Origin of the sequence: Thalassobaculum fulvum (assembly GCF_014652915.1) — a bacterium.
In the GTDB taxonomy this organism is placed as follows: Bacteria; Pseudomonadota; Alphaproteobacteria; order Thalassobaculales; family Thalassobaculaceae; genus Thalassobaculum_A; species Thalassobaculum_A fulvum.
Genome location: NZ_BMZS01000005.1, coordinates 305,280 through 329,383, shown reverse-complemented (window position 1 = coordinate 329,383; position 24,104 = coordinate 305,280). Strand labels below are relative to the sequence as shown.

The window sequence follows — 24,104 nt, the reverse complement described above, 5'->3', positions numbered from 1 at the left end:
TGCGTCCGTCCACCGCCCCGGAATGCCGCCCCATGACCGCCGCCCCCACCCTGCTGTGGTTCCGCCAGGACCTGCGCTTGACCGACAACCCGGCGCTCACAGCCGCCGTCGCGGCCGGCCGGCCGTTGATCCCGGTGTTCGTGCTCGACGACGCCGACGCCGGGCACTGGGCGACGGGCGGTGCTGCGCGCTGGTGGCTGCACCACTCGCTCGAAGCGCTGGCCGAGGCCATGGGCACGCGCGGCGGCAGCCTCGTCCTGCGGCGCGGTCCGGCATCCGAGGTCATCGGGCGGCTGGTCGAGGAGACCGGTGCTGCGGCGGTCTTCTGGAACCGCCGCTACGAACCCTGGGCGACGCGGCGCGACGCCGAGATCAAGGCGGACCTCAAGCGTCGCGGGGTCGAGGCCCGCAGCTTCAACAGCGCCCTGCTGTGCGAGCCGTGGCAGATCGAGACCAGGACCGGCGGCCCGTACAAGGTGTTCACGCCGTTCTGGAAGGCACTGCGCGCCGCCGTCGAGACCGCCACGCCGACCCCGCCACCGGAGCGCCTGCCGACACCGGCGCGGATGCCGACCGGCGACGCCCTCGCCGACTGGGCCCTGACCCCGCGCGGTCCGGACTGGGCCGGCGGCCTGCGCGCCGCCTGGCTGCCGGGCGAGAACGCTGCGCTGCGTCGCCTGGACGGGTTCCTGGACGAGGCGGTGCTGGACTACGCCCGCAAGCGCGACCTGCCGGCCGAACCGGCCACCTCGCGGCTGTCGCCACACCTGCATTTCGGCGAGCTCGGGCCGCGCCAGGCCTGGCACGCCGCGCTCTCCCGGCACGAGCCCGGCCGCACCGACAAATTCCTGTCCGAGCTGGCCTGGCGCGAGTTCGCCCATCACCTGCTGCATCACTTTCCCGACCTGCCCGACAGGCCGCTGCGCCCGGAGTTCGCCGGCTTCCCCTGGGTCGACGACCCGCAGGGCCTGCGCGCCTGGCAGCAGGGCCGCACCGGCTACCCGATCGTCGATGCCGGCCTGCGCGAGCTGTGGCAGACCGGCTGGATGCACAACCGGGTCCGGATGATCGTGGCGTCGTTCCTGATCAAGGATCTGCTGATCCCGTGGCAGGCCGGCGAGGCCTGGTTCTGGGACACGCTGGTCGACGCCGACCTCGCCAACAACGCGGCGTCCTGGCAGTGGGTGGCCGGTTGCGGCGCAGACGCCGCGCCGTTCTTCCGGGTGTTCAACCCGTCGCTGCAGGGCGTCAAGTTCGATCCGGACGGTGCCTATGTCCGGCGCTGGGTGCCCGAACTGGCGCGGCTGCCCGCCGCCGCCATCCATTCACCCTGGGCCGCCCGGCCGCTGGATCTCGCCGACGCCGGCATCCGCCTGGGGCGCGACTATCCCGGGCCGATCGTCGACCACGCCGCCGCCCGCGACCGGGCGCTGGCGGCGTTCAAGGCACTCCGGAAGGACTGAACCGGACGCGCGGGTTGGCAGCCCCCCCGCCAAACCTGATATACGGGGGGGTCCCGCTGACGGAGATCTCCTTGGCCGAGGCCGAACGCTTTCCCGGACACGAGCACGACCACGCGCACTGCGTCGCCGACGCGCTGGCCGCGGCCGAGATCGTGTGCCGCCAGCGCGGCGCCCGGCTGACCGACCTGCGCCGCCGGGTGCTGGAGCTGATCTGGGAAAGCCACGCCCCGATCGGCGCCTACGAGCTGATCGACAAGCTGTCGCGGGCCCGCGAGGCCGACGGCGAAGGCGGCCGGGTGGCGCCGCCCACCGTCTACCGGGCGCTCGAGTTCCTGATCGAGCAGGGACTGGTGCACCGGATCGAGAGCCGCAACGCGTTCGTCGGCTGCGCCCAGCCCGAGCACCCCCACCGCGGCTATTTCCTGATCTGCGAGACCTGCGGAATCGCCCACGAGCTGGAAGGCGGCGCACTCGACGCCGACCTCAAGGCCAAGGCCCGCGAAATGGACTTCGAGATCCGCCGCATCACCATCGAGGTGGCCGGCCGCTGTCCGGCCTGCCGCCGCCCGGGTGGTCAAGCCCGGTCCAGACCGTCCCACGCCGGAGAGCACGCATGACCGACGAAGCCCCCTCCCCGCTGGACCGCATGCCGGTCTCGATCCTGACCGGCTTCCTCGGCAGCGGGAAGACCACGCTGCTGAAGGCGCTGCTGGCGCATCCGGGGATGAACCGGGTCGCGGTGATCATCAACGAGTTCGGCGAGATCGGCCTCGACCACACCCTGATCGAGAAGGTCGACGAGGACGCCGTCCTGCTGAACTCCGGCTGCCTGTGCTGCACCGTGCGCGGCGACCTGCTCGACACCCTGAAGTCGCTCTACAAGCGGCGCGCCAAGGGCGAGATCGCGCCGTTCGACCGGATCGTCATCGAGACCACCGGCCTCGCCGACCCGGCGCCGATCCTGCACACCATGATGTCCGACGGCTTCCTGGTGACCCGCTTCACGCTGGACGGGGTGATCGCCGTGGTCGACGCGGTGAACGCGCCCTGGCAGCTCGACCAGCAGTTCGAGAGCGTCAAGCAGGTAGCGGTCGCCGACCGCATCGTGCTCAGCAAGACCGACCTCGCCCCGGCCGGGGCGGTCTCCGCCCTCGAGGAGCGGCTGTACGCCATCAACCCGGCGGCGCCGGTGCTGAAGGCGGTGAACGGCGACATCGAGCCGAAGGCGCTGTTCGACGCCGGCCTGTACAACCCGATGACCAAGTCGTCGGACGTTCAGCGCTGGCTGAAGGAGGAGGCCTACCGCGACACCGAGGGCCACGTCTATCACCGCGAGCACGAGCACGGGCATGGCCACGGTCATGGGCATCATCACCACGACCACGGTCATGACCACCATGGGCACGACCATCACCACCACGACGTCAACCGGCACGACGACCACATCCGCGCGTTCTGCCTGACCTTCGACGAGCCGTTCGCCTGGAACGCCATCGCCCCGGCGCTCGACATGCTGGTGCAGAGCCACGGCCTGAACCTGCTGCGCATGAAGGGCATCCTGAACGTCAAGGAGGTCGACCAGCCGGTGGTGGTGCACGCGGTCCAGCACCTGTTCCACCCGCCGGCCAAGCTCGACGCCTGGCCGGACGACGACCGCCGCTCCAAGCTGGTGATCATCGCCCGCGACCTGGAGAAGGAGGCCGTCGAACGGATCCTGAACTCCTACCTGGCGCTGGAGTTCGCGTAACCGTTCCCCGCTGAGGCGGCCGGTGGATCCCGGCTCGTCCCCCGGATCAGGTCCGGGGTTCGGCCGGGATGACGACAAAGGAAGGGAGTAGCCGCCCCCCACCCCTGTCGTCATTCCGGACGGACGCGCCGCCCCGGCGCGGTCGAGCCGGAACCCACCCGCCGCCACCGGCCCATCGCAATTGTACCGCAAGCGCCGGGACGCGGGCCCTCTCGCCAGACCCTAGCGTACCTCCATCGCAACGATGGAGGCCGTCATGGATTTCCGCATCTCCGGGCTGTCGCCCGAGCCGTTCCGCCACCTGTACGGCCTGACCGACGCCGCGCTGGCCGAGCGCGGCGCGCGGCGCTGCGTCGCCGACAGCAAGCCGGGCTTCCCCGACCGGGTCGAGGTCCGCGATGCCGAGCCGGGCGAACGCCTGCTGCTGGTCAACTACACCCACCAGCCGGCCGACGGCCCGTACCGCTCCAGCCACGCGATCTTCGTGCTGGAGGGGGCCGAGGTCGCCTACGACCGGGTCAACGAGGTTCCCGAGGCCCTCAAGCTCCGGCCGATCTCGCTACGCGCCTTCGACGCCGACCACATGATCGTCGCCGCCGAGCTGGCCCGCGGCGACGAGGTCGAGGCGCTGATCCATCGCTACCTGACCGACCCGGCGACCGCCTACCTGCACGCCCACTACGCGACGCGCGGCTGCTACGCCGCCCGCATCGACCGCGCCTGAGGGTGGAGCCCGCCATGTCCTCTCCCGCTCCCCGGTTCCCGGTCTCCTTCGTCCGACTCGCCTGGTCCAACCTGGCGGCCCAGTCGGCCGAGCAGGTGGCGCTGGCCGCCGCCCCGCTGGTCGCTGTGCTGGCGCTGGGCGCCGGCGCCGCCGAGACCGGCCTGCTGCAGACCGCCCTGACCCTGCCGTTCCTGCTGCTGGCGATCCCCGCCGGGGTGCTGGCGGACCGGCTGTCGCGCCGCGGCCTGATGGTCGCGGCCGAGGCGCTGCGCGCGCTTGCCCTGCTGGCGATCCTGGCGCTGATCCTGGGCGGCCACGTCACCTGGCCGCTGCTGGCGGCGCTCGGCTTCCTGGCGGCCTGCGGGACCGTGGTCTACAGCGTCGCCGCCCCGGCGCTGGTGCCGGCCCTGGTCCCGGCCGACCGGCTGGCACCCGCCAACGCCCGGCTGGAGCTCGCCCGCACCCTGGCCTTCACCGCCGGGCCGGCGCTCGGCGGCGTGCTGGTCGGCTGGACCGGCGCCGGCGCCGCCTTCGCCGTGGCGGCCGGGCTTTCGCTGGCGGCGACCGGCCTGCTGGCCGGCCTGCACGAACCGGCCCGGGCCGCGCGGCCCCGGCGCCACGTGCTGCAGGAGATCGCCGAGGGCGCGCGGTTCGTCGCCGGTCATGCCCTGCTGCGGCCGGTGCTGATCACCCAGTTCGTGTTCAACACCGCCTACTTCGTCATCATGGCGGTGTTCGTGCCCTTTGCGGTGCGCCACCTCGCCATGACCGCCTCCGGCGTCGGGCTGGTGCTCGCCCTGTACGGTGCCGGCATGGTGGCGGGCGCGCTGCTGGCGCCGGCGGTGATGCGCCGGCTGGCGTTCGGCACGGTGGTCGCGATCGGCCCGGTCACCGGGCTGGCCGCCTCGCTGGTGATGGCCGCGACCATCTGGGTCCCGACCCCGGTGCTCGCCGGCCTCGGCTTCTTCCTGCTGGGGCTCGGGCCGATCCTGTGGGTGATCAGCACCACCACGCTGCGCCAGGCGGTGACGCCGCCGGGCCTGCTCGGCCGGGTGTCGTCGTTCAGCGTCCTGGCCCAGGGCTCGCGCCCGCTCGGCGCCGCGCTCGGGGCGGCGGTGGCGGCGATGTCCGGGGCCGAGGCCTGCCTGCTGCTGGCGGTCGTCGGCTTCCTGCTGCAGGCCCTGGTCATCCTGGCGTCTCCGGCGGTCCGCCTGGCCCGCCAGCCGGAGATGGCGACGGCGACGACCTGACCTCAGAGAGAAAGGCCGCCGAACCGGACCAGCCAGATCACCACCGGCAGGGCGGCGAAGCCCAGCACCGTCGACTGCACGACCGCGCCGGCCACCGCCTCCGGGCGGCGGCCGTAGCGCAGCGCGAACAGGTAGCTGAACACCGCGATCGGCATCGACGACTGCAGGATCAGCACGCCGGCGGCCTCGGCCGACAGCCCGAGGCCCCAGGCGACCGCGGTTCCGACCCCGAAGCCGATGAACAGCCGGGCCAGCGCGACCGCCAGCCCGTCGCCGAGCGACCGCACCTCCAGCTTGGCCAGCGACACCCCGAGCGCGATCAGCATCACCGGGATGGTGAAGCCGGCCAGCAGGTGCAGGGTCTTGGCGGCGACCGCCGGCACCTCCAGGTCGAACGCCATCACCGGCAGCGCCGCGACGACCGCGTACAGCACCGGCGAGGTCAGCGCCATGCGCAGCGAGGCCCGGCCAGAGGCGATCGCCACGCCGACCGTGAACTGCAGGATCACCATGGCCGCGAAGAACGAGATCGCCAGGGCCAGGCCGCGGTCGCCGAACGCGAACAGGGCGATCGGCAGCCCCATGTTGCCGGTGTTCGGGAACATCAGGGCCGGCAGGAAGGTCGCCCGGTCGAGGCCGGCGGCGTACAGCCACGGGATCGCCAGCAGCCCGAAGCCGATCACCGTCAGCCCGGTGCCGGCCGCCATCATCCCGAAATCGGCGATGTTGAGGTCGAGCCGGGTCAGCGTATCGAACACCAGGCAGGGCGTGCCGATCTGCACGGTCAGGCCGGTCACCGTCTCGCTGTCGAACGCCTTGCCGAGCTTGGCCCAGGTCCAGCCGATGACCGCGCACACGAACACCGGGGCGACGATGCCCACCAGATCCAGGACGATCACGCGTTCACTTCCCCCGCTCGGCCACGGCCGGGCACAGTACCGTTTCCGCCGCGGCGGTTGCGCGGGCCCGGGCAGTGCGCCACATCTGATCCTGTCTTAGCGCGTGCGGGAGGGTAACGCATGATCTTCTACGAGCCGGGCCGTCACAAGGACCAGGGCTTCCGCCACGACCCGTTCAAGGCCTTCGTGTCGCCCCGGCCGATCGGCTGGATCTCGACCGTCGACGCCGACGGGCGCACCAACCTGGCGCCCTACAGCTTCTTCAACGCCATGTCGTTCCTGCCGCCCGTCGTGGTGTTCGGCACCGGCACCAAGCCCGACGGCTCGCCGAAGGACAGCCAGCGCAACGTCGAGGCGACCGGCGAGTTCGTCTGCAACATCGTCTCCGAAGCGCTGAAGGAGCAGATGAACGAGACCTCGGCCCACCTGCCGCACGGCGACGACGAGATGGCCAAGGCCGGCTTGCGGGGCGCCGCCTGCCAGAAGGTCAGGCCGCTGCGGGTCGCCGCCGCCCCGGTGGCGCTGGAGTGCCGGTACCTGGAGACCGTCAAGCTGCCGTCCTGGAACGAGCCGGCCGGCAACTACGCGATCTTCGGCGAGGTCATCGGCGTCCACGTCGACCCGGCGATCGTCGAGGACGGCCTGGTCGACGTCACCCGCTACCGCCCGGTCTCCCGGCTCGGCTACTTCGACTACGCGACCGTCACCGAGGTGTTCCAGATGATGCGGCCGGACTGACGGCGCAGGCGGCAGGCTTGCCGCAGTCGTCCCATGCGCTATCTTTATCGGCATAAGATTTCTGCCTGGGAATAGCGATGCCCCTGAACATCAAGGATCCGGTCACCGAGAGGCTGGTTCGGGAACTTGCTGCCGCCACCGGCGAAGGCGTGACGGGCGCCATACGGAAGGCGACCGAGGAACGGCTGCAGCGACTGCGACGCGACAAAGCCGGCCGCAGCCTCGCGGCCGAACTGCTGGCCATCGGACAGCGGTGCGCCGCCCTGCCCGATCTCGACAGCCGGACGGCCGAAGAGGTCATCGGCTACGACGAGCACGGACTGCCGCACTGATGGTGATCGACACGTCGGCGGTCGTCGCGATCCTTCTGAACGAACCCGACGCCGGCCGCTTCGCCGAAGCAATCGAGGCCGCCGGCCCGAGGCTGATGTCGGCGGCGACGCTGCTGGAGGCCTCGATCGTCATCGAAACCAGGAAGGGCGAGAGCGCCGGTAGGGAACTCGACCTGCTGGTCTACCGCGCCGGGATCGAAATCGTGCCGGTCGACCACGAGCAGACGGAGATCGCGCGCGTGGCTTGGCGGCAGTTCGGCAAGGGTCGGCATCCGGCCGCCCTGAACTACGGCGACTGCTTTGCCTATGCACTGGCGAAGGTCACCGGTTCGCCCCTGCTCTACAAAGGCGACGACTTCTCGAAGACCGACCTCTAGGCCCGCGCCACCGTCTCGGCGTCCTTGCCGAGCGCGGTCAGGGCGGTCGCCACGATGCCGGCGGCGTCGAGCCCGGCCCGGGCGTACTGCACCTCGGGCTTGTCGTGGTCGATGAAGCGGTCCGGCAGGGTCATCGGCCGCACCACCAGGCCGCGGTCGAGCAGGCCCTCGGACGCCAGGTACTGCAGCACCTGGGCCGCGAAGCCGCCGACCGCGCCCTCCTCGACCGTGATCAGCACGGCGTGCTCGGCCGCCAGCCGGCGCACCAGGTCGGTGTCGATCGGCTTGGCGAAGCGGGCGTCGGCGACCGTGGTCGACAGGCCGCGGGCCGCCAGCTCGTCGGCCGCCTTCAGGCATTCCTGCATGCGGCCGCCGAGCGACAGCAGCGCGACCGACGAGCCCTCGCGCACGATACGGCCACGGCCGATCTCCAGCGGCGTGCCGCGGGCCGGCAGCTCGACCCCGACGCCCTCGCCACGCGGGTAGCGCACCGCGCTCGGGCCGTCGTCGATGGCGGCCGCGGTCGCCACCATGTGCACCAGTTCGGCCTCGTCCGACGGCGCCATGATCACGAAGCCCGGCAGGCAGCCGAGATAGGCGAGGTCGTAGGCGCCGGCGTGCGTAGCGCCGTCGGCCCCGACCAGCCCGGCCCGGTCGATCGCGAACCGCACCGGCAGGCCCTGGATCGCCACGTCGTGCACGACCTGGTCGTAGCCGCGCTGCAGGAAGGTCGAGTAGATCGCGCAGAACGGCTTCATGCCCTCGGTCGCCATGCCGGCGGCGAAGGTCACGGCGTGCTGCTCGGCGATGCCGACGTCGAAGCTGCGCTCCGGGAACCGCCGGGCGAACCGGTCGAGGCCGGTGCCGGACGGCATGGCGGCGGTGATCGCGACGATCCGCTCGTCGCTCTCGGCCTCGGCGATCAGGCTCTCGGCGAACACGTGGGTATAGGACGGCGCGTTGGCCTTGGGCTTGGACTGGGCGCCGGTCACCAGGTCGAACTTGGCGACCGCGTGGTACTTCTCGGCACTGGCCTCCGGGAACGGGTGGCCGCGGCCCTTCTCGGTCACAACGTGCAGCAGCACCGGTCCGTCGCCGGGGGTGTCGCGCAGGTTCTTCAGGACCGGCAGCAGATGGTCGAGGTTGTGGCCGTCGACCGGGCCGACATAGAGGAATCCCAGCTCCTCGAACAGCGTGCCGCCGGTCACCAGCCCGCGGGCGAACTCCTCGGCCCGCTTGGCGGTGCGCTCCAGCGGCTTCGGCAGGTGCTGGGCGACCTGCTTGGCGATGTGCCGGAACGACCGGTACGAGCGCGACGAGACGATCTGCGAGAGATACGCACTCATGGCGCCGACCGCCGGCGCGATCGACATGTCGTTGTCGTTCAGGATGACGATCAGCCGGCTGTCGGACGAACCGGCGTTGTTCATCGCCTCGTAGGCCATGCCGGCGCTCATGGCGCCGTCGCCGATGACCGCGACAACGTTGAACTTCTCGCCCTTCAGGTCGCGGGCGACCGCCATGCCCAGACCGGCCGAGATCGAGGTCGAGGAGTGCGCCGCGCCGAACGGGTCGTACTCGCTCTCCGAGCGCCGGGTGAAGCCGCTCAGGCCCCCACCCTGACGCAGGGTCCGGATGCGGTCGCGCCGACCAGTCAGGATCTTGTGCGGATAGGCCTGGTGGCCGACGTCCCAGATCACCTTGTCGCGCGGCGTGTCGAACACGTGGTGCAGCGCCACGGTCAGCTCGACCACGCCGAGCCCGGCGCCGAGGTGGCCGCCGGTCACCGATACCGCGTCGATGGTCTCGCGCCGCAACTCGTCGGCGACCTGCTTCAGGTCGGCGACCTCGAGGTCCTTCAGGTCCGCGGGAAGGCGCACCGTGTCCAGCAGCGGGGTCTTGCTCTCGGCCATGGCCGGTCCTTCACTTGGTCCGCGCGACGACATAGCGCGCGGCCTCCCTCAGAAGATCGGCCTTCTCGTCGAAAACGTCGAGGGCCCTGATCGCCTGTTCGACCAACAGCCCGGCCTGGGCACGCGCGCGCTCGGCCCCCAGGATCGACACGAAGGTCGCCTTGCCGGCCTCGGCGTCGCGCCCGGTCGGCTTGCCGATCCACTCGGAATCGCCCTGCGCGTCCAGCAGGTCGTCCACGATCTGGAACGCCAGGCCGAACTCCTGGGCGTAGTTGTGCAGCGCCATGTACGACCGATAGGAGCCCTTGCCGAGCACCGCGCCGGCGATCGCCGAGAACGCGAACATCTCGCCGGTCTTCAGGCGCTGCAGCCGGGTGATGGCGCCGATGTCCATCTCGGTGCTCTCGGCCAGCAGGTCGATCATCTGGCCGCCGCACATCCCGCGTCCGCCCGCCGCCTGCGCCAGCTCGCGCACCAGTTCGGCGCGCACCGCCGGGTCCGAATGGGTCTCGGGCATCGACACCACTTCGAACGCCAGGGCCTGCAGCGCATCGCCGGCCAGGATCGCGGTCGCCTCGTCGAACTTGGCGTGGCAGCTCGGCCGGCCGCGCCGCATGTCGGCATCGTCCATCGCCGGCAGGTCGTCGTGGATCAGCGAGTAGGTGTGCACGAACTCGACCGCCGCGGCGACGCGGGCGGCGCAGCGGGTATCGACCCCGAACAGTCGGGACGACTGCATCACCAGGAACGGCCGCAGCCGCTTGCCGCCGGCGAAGGACGAGTGGCGCATCGCCTCGTACAGGCGTGCCTCCGGCCCTTCCGGCTGCGGCAGCAGCAGGTCCATCATGCGCTCGACCTCGTCGGCGCACTCCGACAGCGCGGCCTGCAGATCAGCCATCCCCGCCTCCGATCAGCCGTCGAGCCCGGCGGTCCCGGCCGGCTGGCCGCCGTCGTCGAGCTTGATCTTCTCGACCTTCAGGCGCGCCTCCTCGAGCTTGGCCTGACAGTACTTCTTCAATTTGGCCCCACGCTCGTAGGCGGCAATGGCATCGTCCAAGGATCCCTGGCCGCGCTCGAGGGTCTCCACGATGCGCTCCAGCTCCTTGAGGGCGTCCTCGAAGCTCAGGCCTTCGGGCTCGGCTCCGGGTTCGGCGGTATCGGTCGTCACGGCGTCCCTCCGAAAGAGGCGCGGAGTTTATGCATCGGCAGATGGCGAGACAAGGGCGGCGCGGCGCGACCGAGCGACGCTGCGCCGGTCCCGCGAGCGCAGGCTTGAACGTCGGAATCCGAGATGAGAGTATCTCCCGGATTTCGCGAAGGTTGATCCGTGATCCATTTCTTCAAGTATTCAGCCGGCCAGAACCTCGTCCAACGCCTCAAGGAGGAGATCGGCAATCCGGAGGTCGCCCAGCTTCTGGACACCTGGCTGCGGCTGGCGCCGGAGAGCGGCCTGCCGGACAAGGCCGGCTTCGACCCCCTGGACCATCCGTCGCTGCTACCCCGGATGTGGATCTACGAGCTGACGCCGGACCGCGACGATTTCGTCTGCCGACTGGCGGGCGAGGAGATCCGGCACGTCTGGGGCAAGACCACCAAGGGCATGCTGCTGTCCGATATCTCGGCGCCGGGATACTTCCGGGCCGGCCACCGGCGCTGGCTCTATTGCGTGTCGGCCCCGGCAGTGCTGCTCGGGCGCTCGATCGAGCGCGACCACTACGTCGTCAAGCGGCTGTCCCTGCCGTTCACCGATCAGGCCGGGCGCCTCTACGTCATCGGCGCCAGCCGGTACGACTTCGACTACGTAGACCCGTACGAGGAACGACACCCGTTCCGGTACTCGCAGCGGGCGGTCGCGGTACGGGCGGTCGACCTGATCCGGTCGGCGAGAACCCCCGAGGACGCCGATCAGGCGGCCATGAGCTCGCGAACATGGGCGGCGCAGGCCTCGCCGAGCGCGTGCAAGTCGTAACCGCCCTCCAGGCATGACACGACCCGGCCGTCGCACACCATGTCGGCCACCCGGATCAGTTCGCGCGTCGCCCAGGCGAAGTCCTCGGTCTCCAGCGCGACCGACGCCAGCGGGTCGTCGACATGCGCGTCGAACCCGGCCGAGATGATCAGCAGGTCGGGATGGAAGTCGATCAGCGCCGGCACGACCACCTCGCCGATCGCGTGCCGGAAGTCGGCACCGCCGGCCATCGGCCGCATCGGCACGTTCAGGATGTTGCCGACCCCGCGCTCGCTCGCCGCCCCGGTACCCGGGTACAGCGGAACCTGGTGGGTCGAGGCGTAGAACAGGCTGCCGTCGGCCTCGAACGCCGCCTGGGTGCCGTTGCCGTGGTGCACGTCGAAATCGACCACGGCGACGTGCCGCAGCCCGTGCACGGCGCGGGCGTGGGCCGCGGCGACCGCCACGTTGTTGAAGAAGCAGAAGCCCATGGCCCGCGTCGGCTCGGCATGATGGCCGGGCGGCCGGGTGGCGCAGAACGCGTTGCGCGCCTCCCCGGCCAGCACCGCGTCGACCGCGGCGACCGCCGCGCCGGCGGCCCGCAGCGCGGCCTCGCCGGTCCCCGGCGACATGAAAGTGTCGGCGTCGATCGCCGCCATGCCCTCGGTCGGCACAGAGGCGAGGATGTTGCGGACAAAGGCTTCCGGATGGACCCGGGCAATCTGCTCGATCGTGGCTTCCGGGGCCTCGCGCCGCTCGAGCGTCGAGAACTCCGGCTCGCCGAGCGCCAGCAGCACCGACTTCAGCCGGGCCGGGTGCTCGGGATGCATGCGGCCCGGATCGTGCGCGAAGCAGGCCTCGTGGGTGAACAGCAGCGTCGTCATGGCAGCCAACCTAGCACGGCGGAACCCCGCCGACAGCCTCGCCGATCGAGCCGCGGAAAGTCGACCGTCGTCCCCACCCTCATTCGGCCGCCTGTGGTATCGGCACGGCGCGGCGGCCCAGCGGCATCGGAAGTTCGAACCGCTCGAGACGCTCCGGGCACAGCCGGCAGATGCTCTCTTCCTCGCGCGCGAAGAACGCGTCGAGTTCGGCGTCGCCGGCCGACGGACCGAGCGGCTCGTATCCACGGAACAGGGCGCGCGCCGAGTCGGCGGTGCGACGGGTCCCCGCGACCATCTCGAAATAGGCGGCCGGCGCGCACTTCCAAAGCCGGCCGTCGTGCAACTGCGTGCAGTACTTGCCGACGCAAGCCGTCCAGGCCGTCCGCGCGTCGCTGTCATAGAACCGGATGGCCTCGTCGTCGGCTTCGTAGCGTCGGGACCACTTGCGGCTGGCTTCGATCAGCCGGACGTGCAGGCCGTAGGTCTGCTGCCATTGCCCGACAAGCTCGCGGACCGGCGCGAACCGGCGCTGAAACGGCTCGGAAGCGTGGTGCGAGTTCACCTCCAAGGTCGAGCGCGCGGCCCGCTTCATGACCTCCGGCAGGCGCGGATGGCGGTGCAGGTAGAAGCCGTTGGTCACGACCCGGATATGGCTCCGCGGCCAGCACTCCACCGCCGCTTCGACGATCTCGACAAACTCCCGGTTCATCGCCGGCTCGCCGCCGAGAACGGAAAACACCACCGGTTCCAGCCGGTCCCGCCAGGCGGCCATCCAGGCCCGGCAGTCCGCCGCCGACGGTCCGCCCCGCAGGTTCAGCGACGAGAAGTGGGAACAGCTCTCGCAGGCCAGATTGCAGCCATGCCACGCATGCATCTCGAGATTCTGGATGCGCTTCATGCGAGCGTGCCCCCCCACACGTGCCCCGATCCGCCCCGCCCGGGCCGGCCACGCCGATACGCCGGCGGCCACGCTACGACCGACGCGCGCAGGCATGCCCCAACCGGTGGAATTCGGCTTGTCGGCTGATGCCCCGGATCATGCTGCCCTGATCGAAAGACGGTCGCGATCGCCGGAGCGTCGATTCACCCATGCTCGCCCATCGACCCCGCCAGAACGACGTATCATTGTGCCCCGGCGAGAAGCAAGCTTCACCACCTTCGGATGTGGTTGGGGCAGTGGTCGACACGCCCGTCTCGGCGCGGTCGCGCTTCCCCGGCCCCCCCGTCACGGCCCGGCTTGACGGTCCGTTGCAGCGATGCTCACCTGCCGGCAACTGCGCCCCGGGCCGGATTCCGGCCGGCGCGTTCGATGGGAGGAAATCCGTATGAAGAAGACCCTGACGGCGGCGCTCGCTGCCGCCACGCTCGTCCTGTCGGCCGCCGGCCCGGCCGCCGCCGACGGCCGCGTCACCCTGAAGGCCGCAAAGTCCGGCTCGTCCTACTACGTGATGGCCGTCCAGCTGTCCGAGGCGGCCAAGACCGCCGCCGGCCTCGACGTCACCGTCGAGGAGAGCCAGGGCTCGGTGCAGAACGTCAAGGAGGCCAAGCGCCGGACCGGCGGCTACGTGTTCACCTCGCCGCCGTCGCTGGTCGGCAACGCCATGGCCGGCAAGAAGCCGTTCGAGGGCGAGGACGGCTACGACGTGGTGCGCGGCCTGTTCCCGATCCCGTCCCTGACCATGCACTGGGTGGTGCGCGCCGATTCCGGCGTGCAGAGCTTCGCCGACCTCGCCGGCAAGAGCTTCATCGCCGGCGGCAAGGGCAGCTTCGGCGAGCGCAAGACCCACGACGTCTTCAAGGCGCTCGGGATCGACGACAAGGTCTCGTTCGTCGACGTCGAGCTGAACGCCGCGGTGCCGGCCCTCAAGAACAACCAGGTCGCGGGCTTCGCGACCGCCGGCTCCTATCCGGCGCCGAACGTCACCGAGGCCGCCGCCGGCACCGCCGTCCGGCTGCTCGGCCTGAGCGCGGCCGACCTGGAGAAGGTCAAGGGCGACCAGCTGGTGATCCCGGCCGGGACCTATCCCGGCGTCGACTACGACGTGACGACGATCTCGCTGCCGGTCAACGCCTACACCGTCGCCTCGATGGACGACGACACCGCCTACAAGCTGACCAAGGCGTTCTGGACCAGCAAGGCCGGCATGACCAAGAGCAACCCGTGGTGGGGCGGCGTGACCGCCGGGATGCTGGCCAACCTCGGCGCCAAGCTGCACCCGGGTGCCGCGAAGTACTACGCCGAGGCCGGCGTGGCGGTCCCCGACACCGTGAAGTGAGCGACGGCGCCGTCACACCCGACCGGGGGACCGCCATCGTCGACCCGCTGGGCCATCCCCTGGTCCGGCGGGTCGCGGTGTTTTGGGGGCTGCTCGGCGCCGGCTACCATCTCTACCTGATGTCGGCCGGGCTGCTGCCGAACCTGGTGACCCGGCCGATCCACCTGCTGTTCGCGCTGCCCTGGGTGTTCGTGTTCGCGCCGGTCTCCGGGCGACTGGCGCGCTGGGGCGGCTGGCTGGCGGCCGCGGTCGGCGCCGCCGGCTGCCTGTGGGTCGCACTCGACCGCGACGCCCTGGTCGACCAGTACGGCTACCTGGAGGGCCCGGCCCAGGTCGCGATATCGGTCGGCCTGATCCTGGTGGTCCTGGAGATGGGCCGGCGGGCGATCAAGTGGATCCTGCCGGCGGTCGCCCTGGTGGCGCTCGCCTACGGGGTGTTCGGCGACCTGCTGCCCGGCCGGTTCGGCCACCCCGGCTTCCCGCTCGAGAGCTTCCTCGGCACCCTGACGATCGCCGAGGGCGGCCTGTGGGGGCCGCTGACCGGGATCTCGGTCGACGTGGTGGCGGTGTTCGTGCTGCTCGGCGCCGTGGTCGGCTCGGGCGAGGCCGGCCGCGCCTTCATGGCGATCGCGGTGTGGAGCGCCGGCGGCCTCAGGGCCGGCGCCGCCAAGGTGGCGGTGATCGCCTCGGCGCTGTTCGGCTCGATCAGCGGCTCGGCCTCCGCCAACGTCGCCTCGACCGGGGCGATCACGCTGCCGGCCATGAAGCGGCTCGGCTATCCGGCCAGCCTGGCCGCCGCGGTCGAGGCCGTGGCGTCGACCGGCGGCCAGATCATGCCGCCGCTGATGGGGGCCGGGGCCTTCGTCATGGCCGAGTTGCTGACCCGGCCCTACACCGACATCGTGGTCGCCGCGACGCTGCCGGCGATCCTGTTCTTCATCGCCGTCTGGATCGGCGTCGACCGCCAGTCCCAGCACGCCGGGCTGGCGCCGATGCCGGCCTCGGAGCGGCCGAGCGGCCGCTCGGTGCTGCGCCTGCTGCCGTTCTTCGCGCTGCCGTTCGGGGTGCTGCTGGCGGTGCTGTTCGGGACCGGCCGGACCCCGCAGTCGGCGGCCGGCGCGGCGATCGTCACCGCCGCCGCCCTGCTGATGGTCGACGAGCGGTTGCGCCCGGTTCCGCGGGCGTTCGTCGACCGGATCGCCCGGGCGGCGGTCGACGCCGGCCGGCAGACCGCCGGGATCGCCGCGATCATCGTCTGCGCCGGGCTGATCGTCGGGGTGCTGAACCAGACCGGGCTCGGGGTGAAGGTGACGTCGGCGATGCTGGCGGTGTCCGGCGGCCAGCTCTGGGCCGCCCTGGCGCTGACCGCGCTGGCCTGCCTGATCCTCGGCATGGAGGTGCCGACGACGGCGGCCTACGTGATCTGCGTCGCGGTCGCCGGCCCGGCGCTGATCGAGCTCGGCCTGCCGCCGCTGGTCGCCCATCTGTTCGTGTTCTGGTACGCCCTGCTGTCGACCATCACCCCGCCGGTGTGCGGGACCGTGTTCATCGCCGCCGGGATGGCCGACGCGCCGTGGCTGGCGGTCGCCGGCCGGGCGCTGCGGCTGGGCCTCGGCCTGTACCTGGTGCCGATCGCCTTCGTGGTGCAGCCGGCCCTGCTGGACCCGGCCGGCCAGCCGCTCGCCGCCGCGATCGCGTTCCTGCGCATCGGCGCCGCGCTCTGGCTGATCGCCGCCGCCCTGGCCGGCCGCACCGACGCGCTGGTGCTGTCCTGGCGGCGGTCGGCGATGCTGGCGGCCGGCCTGGTCCTGCTGTTCGTCCGGCTGGTGTGAGGTCCGGCGGCCTCACGCCTGCGTATACTGCGTCGATCGTCCTTCGCAGCTGCGAGGATTCGTTGATATAACCCGTGGTCCGGCCGCGTGTCCGGACCCGATCGGTGTTGGACAGGATGCGCCAGATGTTCCTCCGCCTCGCCCTCGTCGCCCTCGCCCTCCTGGCCTCGACGCCGTCCGCGACCGCGCAGTCCGGCCCCGGCCAGGAACGCAAGCAGGGCGTCGGCGTGGACGCGGTGCGCGAGGAGCCGATGAGCCAGACCATCGACGTGCTCGGCCGGCTGGTGGCCCGGCAGAGCGGCGTGGTCGCGGCCCGCGTGGCGGAGCGGGTGGACCGTGTGCAGGTCCAGGTCGGCGACCGGGTGCAGCGCGGCGACGTGCTCGCCAAGCTCTCGGACGACCGGGCCGAGAGCGAGCGGCGGCTGCGGGCGGCAGCCGTCGAGGCGGCGCGCGCGGCCGTCGGCCGCGACCGGGCCACCCTGGCCAAGGCCCGGCAGGCGCTGGACCGCCAGGAACAGCTCAAGGGCTCGACCGCCTACCGCAAGGACCGGGCCGAGGACGCCCAGCGCGACGTCGAGATCGCCCAGTCGACGCTGTCCCGGTCGGAGGCCGATCTGGCGGCGGCGACGGCGCAGCTCAACCTCGCCGAGATCGCGCTCGTGGACACCAGCGTCCGGGCGCCGTACGACGGGGTGGTGACCGTCAAGCACCAGGCCGCCGGCGCCTATGTGCGGGTCGGCGACCCGGTGGTCACCCTCCTGAACGATGCCGAGATCGAGGTCGAGGCCGACGTGCCGGCCGACCGGCTCGACGGCATCCCGCCCGGCACCACCGTCGAGGCCGAGATCCAGAACGGCGACCACATCCTGGTGGCGGTCCGGGCGATCGTGCCCGAGGAGAACCCGCGGACCCGCACCCGGGCGGTGCGCTTCGTCCTGGCGACCGAGCACGTCAGCCACGTGATCGCCGCCAACCAGTCGGTGATGCTGCACATCCCGATCGGCAACACCCGCGACGTCCTGACCGTGTCGAAGGACGCGATCGTGCGCGCCGGAGAGCGCCAGTCGGTGTTCGTCGTGGTCGACGGCAAGGCGGTCGCCAAGACCGTTCAGCTCGGCGAGAGCATCGGCAGCCGGTACGAGGTCCTGCAGGGCCTCAACGCCGGCGACGTGGTGGTGGTGCGCGGCAACGAGAACCTGCGCTCCGGCCAGCCCGTGCAACCGCAGTCCTGACGGCGCGAGGAGCGACTCATGGATCTCATCCGCGCCTCCATCGAGCGCCCGATCGCGGTGGTCTCCACCGTGCTGATGGTGATCCTGTTCGGGTACGTCGCCCTGCTCAGCATCCCGATCCAGCTCGCCCCCGACGTCAACCAGCCGGTCATCACCGTCACCACCGAGTGGCCGGGCGCGGCGCCGGCCGAGGTCGAGCGCGAGATCACCAACCGCCAGGAGGACGAGCTGCGCGGCCTGGAAGGGCTGCGCTCGATGACCAGCCAGTCGGAGATCGGCCGGGCCCGGGTCGAGCTCGAGTTCCTGATCGGCACCGACATGGACAAGGCGCTGCTGCTGGTGGCCAACCGGCTGGACCGGGTCGGCGACTACCCCGCCGAGGCCGAGGAGCCGATCCTCGACACCGCGGGGTCCGACGACAACGCCATCGCCTGGATGGTGCTGATGCCCGGTCCCGGCAACGAGCGGCGGATCGGGACCTACTACGACTTCGCCGAGGACGTCATCAAGGACCGCATCGAGCGCGTGCCCGGCATCGCCCGCATGAACATCTACGGCGGCAGCGAGCGCGAGATGCAGGTGATCGTCGATCCCGAGCGGCTGGCGCGCTTCCAGATCACCGTGCCGCAGGTGGTGTCGGCGCTGCGCCAGGCCAACGCGTCGATTTCCGGCGGCGCCGTCGAGGAAGGCAAGCGGCGCTATACCGTGCGCACCGAAGGCGACCTGGAGAGCCCGGGGGCAGTGCGCGACGTGGTGCTGCGGTCCGATACCGACCCGGTCACCGGCCGGGTCGCGCGGGTGACCGTGGGCGACGTCGCCGAGGTGACGTTCGACTACAAGGAAGCGGTCTCCAACATCCGCCGCTTCGGCACGCCGGCGATCGGCATGCCGATGTACCGTGAGACCGGCGCCAACGTCATCGAGACCATGCAGGGCGTGCGCGACGCCATCGCCGAACTGCAGCGCGACTACCTGCCGGCCCAGAACCTGATCCTGCAGCAGGTCTACGACGAGACCACCTACATCGACTCCGCGATCGAGCTGGTCACCAGCAACATCTACATCGGCGGCGCGCTGGCGGCGCTGGTGCTGTTCACCTTCCTGCGGTCCTGGCAGGCGACGCTCGTCGTGTCCCTGGCGATCCCGGTATCGGTCATCGGCTCGTTCGTCGCGATGGCGGCGCTCGGGCGGTCGATCAATGTCATCTCGCTGGCCGGCATCGCCTTCGCGGTCGGCATGGTGGTCGACGCCGCCATCGTCGTGCTGGAGAACATCTTCCGGCTGCGCCAGACCGGTCACAGCGCCCGCGACGCCGCCTATCGCGGCGCCGCCCAGGTCTGGGGCGCGGTGCTGGTCTCGGCCCTCACCACGGTCATGGTGTTCCTGCCGATCCTGATCATGGAGCTGGAGGTCGGCCAGCTGTTCCGCGACATCGCGGTGGCGATCTCGGTCTCGGTCCTGCTGTCGCTGCTGGTGTCGGTGACCGTGATCCCGGCGCTCGCCGGCCGGCTGCTCGGCAAGAACCCGAACTCCATGGGCACCCTGCGGATACCGCTGATCGACTCCGGCGCCCGGGCGTTCAAGGCCGGCGCCCTCGCCCTGACCCGCCAGGCCATCCACCACAAGCCGGTCGCGATCGGCCTGATCGTCGGGCTCACCGCCGTCACCTCGGCGGTCACCTGGGCGATGCTGCCGAAGATCGACTACCTGCCGAACGGCAACCGGAACCTGGTGATCGGGTGGGTGCAGCCGCCGGCCGGCTACAACCTCGGGACCATGACCGCGATCGCCGGGCGCATCGAGGACGCCACCCGCGACCTGTGGGCCACCGACGGCGACCAGTCGCCCACGACCGCCGACGGCCGGCCGAAAATCGCGCAGTTCTTCTTCGCCGCGTTCCGGGCCAACGCGATCATCGGCGCCGCGGCGGTCGACCCGGCGCGCGCCGCCGACCTGATCGACCCGATGCGCAATGCCGCGTTCAGCGAGCCGGGCACCCTCGGCTTCTTCCGCCAGACCTCGCTGTTCGGCCGCGGCATCGGCGGCGCCAGGGCGATCGACCTGGACATCGCCGGCGGCAGCCTGGAGCAGATCGTCGAGGTCGCCGGCCGGGCCGCCCGCAAGGTCGCGACCGCCATGCCGCGCGACCAGGGCACCCAGATGCGGCCGCGTCCCGGCCTGACCCTGGGAGCCCCGGAGGTCCGGGTGGTTCCCGACCGGCTGCGGCTGGCCGACAACGGCGTCACCGCGGTCGAGCTTGGCCAGACCGTCGACGCCTTCAACGACGGCCTGCGGGTGGCCGAGATCACCGTCGCCGGCGAACGCATCGACCTGACCCTGCGCGGCCCGTTCAAGCAGATCACCGAGACCCAGGGCATCCGAGACCTGCCGGTGGTCACCGCTTCGGGGACGATCGTGCCGGTCGGCTCGCTCGCCGGCGTGTTCGAGACCGCCGGTCCGACCGAGATCCGCCACCGCGAGCGCGCCCGGACCATCACCTTGCAGATCAGCCCGCCCGCGGCGATGCCTCTGGAGCAGGCGATGGACATCCTGCGCGCCGAGGTGATCGAGCCGCTGCGTGCCGAGGGGCTGCCGCCGGGCACCAAGCTGCTGATGTCCGGTACCGCCGACAAGCTGACCGAGACCTGGAACCACATGGTCCTGGACCTCGCGCTGGCGCTGGTCATCGTCTACCTGGTGATGGCGGTGCTGTTCGAGAGCTTCTTCTATCCGCTGATCATCGTGTTCTCGGTGCCGCTGGCGACCGCCGGCGGCGTGATCGGGCTGTGGCTGCTGAACCGGCTGTACCAGCAGAACCTCGACATGCTGACCCTGCTGGGCTTCGTGATCCTGATCGGGACCGTGGTCAACAACGCCATCCTGCTGGTCGACCAGACCCTGTACCACCTGCGCAAGGAGGGCCTGACGCCGGCCGAGGCGATCCTCGAGGCGACCGGCAACCGCATCCGACCGATCTTCATGTCCACCCTGACCAGCGTGCTGGGCATGATGCCGCTGGTGCTGATGCCCGGCGCCGGCTCGGAGCTGTATCGCGGCCTCGGCTCGGTGGTGGTGGGCGGGCTGTCGCTGTCGGCGGTGCTGACCCTCGGGCTGATTCCGCCGATGCTGTCGCTGTTCATGGCGGCGATCGAGGGGCGTGCGGCCCGGGACAAGGCCAAGCCGGCGGCCGGCCCGGTCGCCGAGGGCAAGGCTCCGGCCGAGTAGCGCCGCGCCGTCACCGGGCGGCCCGAAACCTGCATGAACTCGGACGGGCGGGTGCGCGTGTCACGCGCACCGTCGCGCGACGGGGAGAATATGTTAACATTTTCTAGGACAGGGTTGGGGAAGCCTGTACAGGTTCGTCAAGGGATCTCGGGGGCGCCGGCATGACGCCGCAGCAGTTTGTGAGCGTTCTACAGGAACACGAGGCATGGCTCGCCAAGGGCCGGGGCGGCGTGCGCGCCAACCTGGCCCGGCAGAACCTCGCCGGCTTCTCGCTGGAGGGCGCCCGGCTTCGCGGCGCCAAGATGTCGGGTGCCGACCTGTCCCGCTCGATCCTGATCCGCACCGACCTCAGCCACACCGACCTGTTCTGCGCGATCCTCGACGGCGCCGACGCCAAGGGCGCCAGCTTCGAGAACGCCGACCTGCGCGGCGCCAACATCCGCAACGTCAACTTCAACGGCGCAAACCTCCGCGGCGCCGACTTCCGCGGCGGCACGCTGATGTTCGGCAGCGACAACGAGGACGGCAGCCGCGAGGCCCCGACCCGCAACGAGCGCGGCGCCGACCTGTCGAACTCCGCGATGGCGAACGCCAACCTTGCCGGCGCGACCCTGACCGGGGCCAACCTGTCCAGCGTCAACCTGCGCAACGCCAACCTCGAGGGCGCCGATCTCTCGAACTGCATCCTGGCGGACACCGACTTCACCGGCGCCAACCTTCAGGACGTCAACCTGAAGAACGCGATCATCGACAACACCATCTTCAAGCACGCCAATCTCGCCGGCGCGACCATCGACGGCTGCGACATGGCCTCGGCGAACCTGACCGGCGCCAACATGGTGCGCAGCGAGGACTCGCTGCCGCCGGACATCCGCGACACCCTGAACAACCACTACGTCTGGATCCGCGAGGACGGCCGCCTCGGCAACCGCGCGGTGCTGGTCAACACCGACCTCACCTTCATCGACATCCCGGGCGTAAACCTGTCGGGGGCCGACCTGCACGGCTCCAACATGTCGGGCGCCAACCTCTCCGAGGTCCTGATGGTCATGTCCGACCTCGCCAAGTGCAACCTGGAGGGCGCCAATCTCTCCAAGTCGCTGCTCGAGGGCGTCAACCTGTCGGGCGCCAACCTGACCGGCGCCAATCTCGAGGAGGCGGTGATCGGCCCGGTCAACCTCAAGGACAGCAAGGGCAGGCAGACCGGGCGCCTGTGGCCCGCGAACCTGTCGGGTGCCAAGCTCAACGACGCCAAGCTGCGCGGCGCCAACCTGCGCGGCGCCAACCTGTCGCATTGCGATCTCACCGGCGCCGATCTGACCGGCGCCGACATCACCGGCTGCAATCTCACCGATTCGATCGTCGACATCGAACAGCTGGATGCCGCGGTGAACAACGAGGCCGCGACCGCCTGATCCGCACGGTTTCCGGGGGGCGCGCAAGGCGGTTCAGGCGTCGGCCCGCCGATCGGATACCGCAGGTTCGCCGATCGAATACCGAAACATCCTTTTAACCTTTGGCCCTTAAGGCTATGACAAGGCTGTTCATCCGGGCACTCTGTCCGGGTCGTGAAACCGTTAGCGATGAACGCCGGCTTGTCAGCACCTTCGAACGACGCACGCGGCCGAATGCTCTCGACCATCAGCGACCAACTGGAGCGGCTGATGACGCGGGTTGCGGATGACGTTGCCCGCTATGCCGACACCAAAGTCGGTCCGGCCGGTGGCGGTTTCGTGATTTACTACCTGACCGACGAGACCGGCGAGCCGTTGAAGTCCACGAACGCCGGCGACCAGGGAATCACGCTGGAGGATATCGAGAGGACCGGCGGGTTCGAACGACTGCGGAACTACTGCGAGGAACTGTCCCTGTCTCTCCGCATCGACGAGCACTACTACGCGGACGACCCGCGACCGACGAAGATCTACCGCGTCATCGTCGATGGGTGGGGTTGACGTGTCGTCATGACCATGACCCCCGAACAGATCCTGGACATCATCGCGAGCCATGAGCGTTGGCTTCAGCGCAAGTCCGGCGGCAGCCGGGCGAACCTGTCGGGCTGCAACCTCGCCGACTTCAACCTCGCCCAGGTCAACCTGCAGTCCGCCAAGCTGTCCGGCGCCTATCTGGCACGCGCCATTCTCACCGGCGCCGACCTGTCCTATTCCGACATGTTCTGCGCCAACCTGGACGGCGCCGACCTCAACCGCGCGCTGCTGATCCGCGCCGACCTGCGCGGCGCCTTCATGCGCGGCGCCAACCTCGCCCACGCCAACCTGAAGGAAGCCGACCTGCGCGGCGGCGCGCTGATCAGCGGCAACCCGGCCGCCCCCGCCACCATCATCCGTGCCAACATCGGCCAGTCGGACATGGACGAGGCCGACATGGGCGGCGCCAACCTGTCAGGCACCGACCTGTCGCATTCGAGCATGATCGGCGCGACACTCGAGAAGACGCTGCTGTGCGGCGCCAACCTGTCCGGCGTGAACCTGGAGGGGGCCAATCTGCAGGGCGCCGACCTGTCGGGCGCCAACCTCTCCAGCGCCCGTATCGTCGGTGCCAACCTCGCCGGCGCCAACCTGACCGGCGCGCTGATCCACCGGACCCAGTTCCAGAAGTCCGACCTGCACGGCGCCGTGCTGGAGAACGTCGACCTGTCCTCGGCCGACCTCGCCGGCGCCAACCTCAGCGCCGGCGACGGCCGCGGGCTGTCGCGCTCGATGCGGGACATCCTGCAAGAGCACGCGGTCTGGATCCGCGAGCAGGGACGCGGCGGTTCGCGGGCCCAGCTCGCCAAGACCGATCTCAGCAACATCGACATCTCGGACGTCAACCTGTCCGGTGCCGACCTGCGCGAGGCGGTGCTGACGGGGGCGGTGATGCGCCGGACCAGCCTGGTGATGTCGGACCTGTCCGGCGCCCGCCTCAACGGCGCCGACCTGCGCGACGCCGAACTGGCCGGCGTCAACCTGACCGGCGCCGACCTGACCGGCGCCCGGCTCGCCGGCGTCGATCTGACCTCGGTCGAGCTGAAGGGGGCCGACGGCCAGCCGACCGGCCGCCTCTGGGTCGCCAACCTGTCGGGCGCGATCCTCGTGGATGTCGACCTGACCGGCGCCCGGCTGTCCGGCGCCAACCTGAAGGGCGCCGATCTGACCGGGGCCCGCCTGACGCGCGCGCAACTCCGGGGTACCGACCTCGACGGTGCCCGCATCACCGAGCAGCAGCTCGCACAGGCGTCCATGCGGTGACCCGCCTGCCCGG

At 70.8% G+C, this 24,104-nt stretch carries 22 protein-coding genes; 16 read left to right on the top strand and 6 right to left on the bottom strand.

Annotated features, from left to right (window positions below):
* Positions 1 to 32: 32 nt before the first annotated feature.
* From IE246_RS13210 to IE246_RS13190, 5 genes are all read left to right on the top strand, one after another.
* Positions 33 to 1,463 carry a cryptochrome/photolyase family protein gene (locus IE246_RS13210; protein WP_189990284.1) on the top strand — a complete coding sequence of 477 codons (1,431 nt, stop codon included), beginning with the start codon at positions 33 to 35 and terminating at the stop codon, positions 1,461 to 1,463.
* A gap of 71 nt (positions 1,464 to 1,534) precedes the next feature.
* The gene (locus tag IE246_RS13205; protein WP_189990282.1) at positions 1,535 to 2,080 is read left to right on the top strand and encodes a Fur family transcriptional regulator; all 546 of its coding nucleotides are present in this window, start codon (positions 1,535 to 1,537) and stop codon (positions 2,078 to 2,080) included.
* Positions 2,077 to 3,210 carry a CobW family GTP-binding protein gene (locus IE246_RS13200; RefSeq protein ID WP_189990279.1) on the top strand — a complete coding sequence of 378 codons (1,134 nt, stop codon included), beginning with the start codon at positions 2,077 to 2,079 and terminating at the stop codon, positions 3,208 to 3,210. The genes IE246_RS13205 and IE246_RS13200 overlap by 4 nt, the downstream gene beginning before the upstream one ends.
* 256 nt (positions 3,211 to 3,466) lie before the next feature.
* Positions 3,467 to 3,934: a DUF1203 domain-containing protein gene (locus tag IE246_RS13195; RefSeq protein ID WP_189990277.1), complete on the top strand. Its 468-nt coding sequence runs from the start codon at positions 3,467 to 3,469 to the stop codon at positions 3,932 to 3,934.
* A gap of 14 nt (positions 3,935 to 3,948) precedes the next feature.
* Positions 3,949 to 5,184, top strand: a complete 1,236-nt coding sequence (locus tag IE246_RS13190) for an MFS transporter (protein ID WP_189990275.1) — start codon at positions 3,949 to 3,951, stop codon at positions 5,182 to 5,184.
* Between the two features lie 2 nt (positions 5,185 to 5,186).
* On the opposite strand, the gene IE246_RS13185 is transcribed toward IE246_RS13190, so the two are convergent.
* Entirely contained in the window at positions 5,187 to 6,083 is an 897-nt protein-coding gene (locus IE246_RS13185; RefSeq protein ID WP_189990273.1) for an AEC family transporter, read from the bottom strand.
* Between the two features lie 120 nt (positions 6,084 to 6,203).
* Here IE246_RS13185 and IE246_RS13180 point away from each other — a divergent pair, with 120 nt between their 5' ends.
* The 3 genes from IE246_RS13180 (at position 6,204) to IE246_RS13170 (ending at position 7,530) form a co-directional block, all read left to right on the top strand.
* A complete protein-coding gene (locus IE246_RS13180) occupies positions 6,204 to 6,821 on the top strand; it encodes a flavin reductase family protein (RefSeq protein WP_189990271.1) in 618 nt (205 codons plus the stop codon).
* 77 nt (positions 6,822 to 6,898) lie between these two features.
* Positions 6,899 to 7,153 (top strand): type II toxin-antitoxin system VapB family antitoxin, encoded by a 255-nt coding sequence (locus IE246_RS13175; RefSeq protein WP_189990269.1) that lies wholly within the window; start codon positions 6,899 to 6,901, stop codon positions 7,151 to 7,153.
* Positions 7,153 to 7,530 carry a type II toxin-antitoxin system VapC family toxin gene (locus IE246_RS13170; protein ID WP_189990267.1) on the top strand — a complete coding sequence of 126 codons (378 nt, stop codon included), beginning with the start codon at positions 7,153 to 7,155 and terminating at the stop codon, positions 7,528 to 7,530. The genes IE246_RS13175 and IE246_RS13170 overlap by 1 nt, the downstream gene beginning before the upstream one ends.
* Here the strand turns inward: IE246_RS13170 and dxs are convergent.
* From dxs to IE246_RS13155, 3 genes are read right to left on the bottom strand one after another with little or no spacing between them, the layout of a single operon-like run.
* Positions 7,527 to 9,443 carry a 1-deoxy-D-xylulose-5-phosphate synthase gene (dxs, locus tag IE246_RS13165; protein ID WP_189990265.1) on the bottom strand — a complete coding sequence of 639 codons (1,917 nt, stop codon included), beginning with the start codon at positions 9,441 to 9,443 and terminating at the stop codon, positions 7,527 to 7,529. The genes IE246_RS13170 and dxs overlap by 4 nt on opposite strands.
* Positions 9,444 to 9,453: 10 nt before the next feature.
* Positions 9,454 to 10,341 (bottom strand): polyprenyl synthetase family protein, encoded by an 888-nt coding sequence (locus tag IE246_RS13160; protein WP_189990263.1) that lies wholly within the window; start codon positions 10,339 to 10,341, stop codon positions 9,454 to 9,456.
* A 12-nt stretch (positions 10,342 to 10,353) separates the two neighbouring features.
* On the bottom strand, positions 10,354 to 10,611 hold the full coding sequence (locus IE246_RS13155) for an exodeoxyribonuclease VII small subunit (protein WP_189990261.1): 258 nt from the start codon (positions 10,609 to 10,611) through the stop codon (positions 10,354 to 10,356).
* A gap of 159 nt (positions 10,612 to 10,770) precedes the next feature.
* Here IE246_RS13155 and IE246_RS13150 point away from each other — a divergent pair, with 159 nt between their 5' ends.
* Positions 10,771 to 11,412, top strand: coding sequence for a PAS domain-containing protein (locus tag IE246_RS13150; protein ID WP_189990259.1), 642 nt, complete (start codon positions 10,771 to 10,773; stop codon positions 11,410 to 11,412).
* Here the strand turns inward: IE246_RS13150 and IE246_RS13145 are convergent.
* Together IE246_RS13145 and IE246_RS13140 are read right to left on the bottom strand one after the other, a co-directional pair.
* A complete protein-coding gene (locus IE246_RS13145; RefSeq protein ID WP_189990257.1) occupies positions 11,349 to 12,275 on the bottom strand; it encodes a histone deacetylase family protein in 927 nt (308 codons plus the stop codon). The two genes, IE246_RS13150 and IE246_RS13145, sit on opposite strands and share 64 nt — an antisense overlap.
* A 79-nt stretch (positions 12,276 to 12,354) precedes the next feature.
* Complete coding sequence (locus IE246_RS13140) at positions 12,355 to 13,269, bottom strand: radical SAM family protein (RefSeq protein WP_189990255.1); 915 nt, start codon at positions 13,267 to 13,269, stop codon at positions 12,355 to 12,357.
* 331 nt (positions 13,270 to 13,600) lie between these two features.
* On the opposite strand from IE246_RS13140, the gene IE246_RS13135 reads away from it, so the two are divergent.
* The 7 genes from IE246_RS13135 (at position 13,601) to IE246_RS13105 (ending at position 24,091) form a co-directional block, all read left to right on the top strand.
* Entirely contained in the window at positions 13,601 to 14,551 is a 951-nt protein-coding gene (locus tag IE246_RS13135; RefSeq protein ID WP_189990253.1) for a TAXI family TRAP transporter solute-binding subunit, read from the top strand.
* Complete coding sequence (locus tag IE246_RS13130) at positions 14,548 to 16,383, top strand: TRAP transporter permease (protein ID WP_229837056.1); 1,836 nt, start codon at positions 14,548 to 14,550, stop codon at positions 16,381 to 16,383. Before IE246_RS13135 ends, IE246_RS13130 begins: the two co-directional genes overlap by 4 nt.
* Positions 16,384 to 16,508: 125 nt before the next feature.
* On the top strand, positions 16,509 to 17,615 hold the full coding sequence (locus IE246_RS13125; RefSeq protein ID WP_189990251.1) for an efflux RND transporter periplasmic adaptor subunit: 1,107 nt from the start codon (positions 16,509 to 16,511) through the stop codon (positions 17,613 to 17,615).
* 18 nt (positions 17,616 to 17,633) lie between these two features.
* Positions 17,634 to 20,840: an efflux RND transporter permease subunit gene (locus tag IE246_RS13120; RefSeq protein ID WP_189990249.1), complete on the top strand. Its 3,207-nt coding sequence runs from the start codon at positions 17,634 to 17,636 to the stop codon at positions 20,838 to 20,840.
* Positions 20,841 to 21,019: 179 nt separating this feature from the next.
* The gene (locus IE246_RS13115; RefSeq protein ID WP_189990247.1) at positions 21,020 to 22,255 is read left to right on the top strand and encodes a pentapeptide repeat-containing protein; all 1,236 of its coding nucleotides are present in this window, start codon (positions 21,020 to 21,022) and stop codon (positions 22,253 to 22,255) included.
* A 213-nt stretch (positions 22,256 to 22,468) separates the two neighbouring features.
* Complete coding sequence (locus IE246_RS13110; protein WP_189990245.1) at positions 22,469 to 22,795, top strand: hypothetical protein; 327 nt, start codon at positions 22,469 to 22,471, stop codon at positions 22,793 to 22,795.
* Positions 22,796 to 22,804: 9 nt separating this feature from the next.
* Positions 22,805 to 24,091 carry a pentapeptide repeat-containing protein gene (locus IE246_RS13105; RefSeq protein WP_189990242.1) on the top strand — a complete coding sequence of 429 codons (1,287 nt, stop codon included), beginning with the start codon at positions 22,805 to 22,807 and terminating at the stop codon, positions 24,089 to 24,091.
* The last annotated feature ends 13 nt before the right edge of the window (positions 24,092 to 24,104 follow it).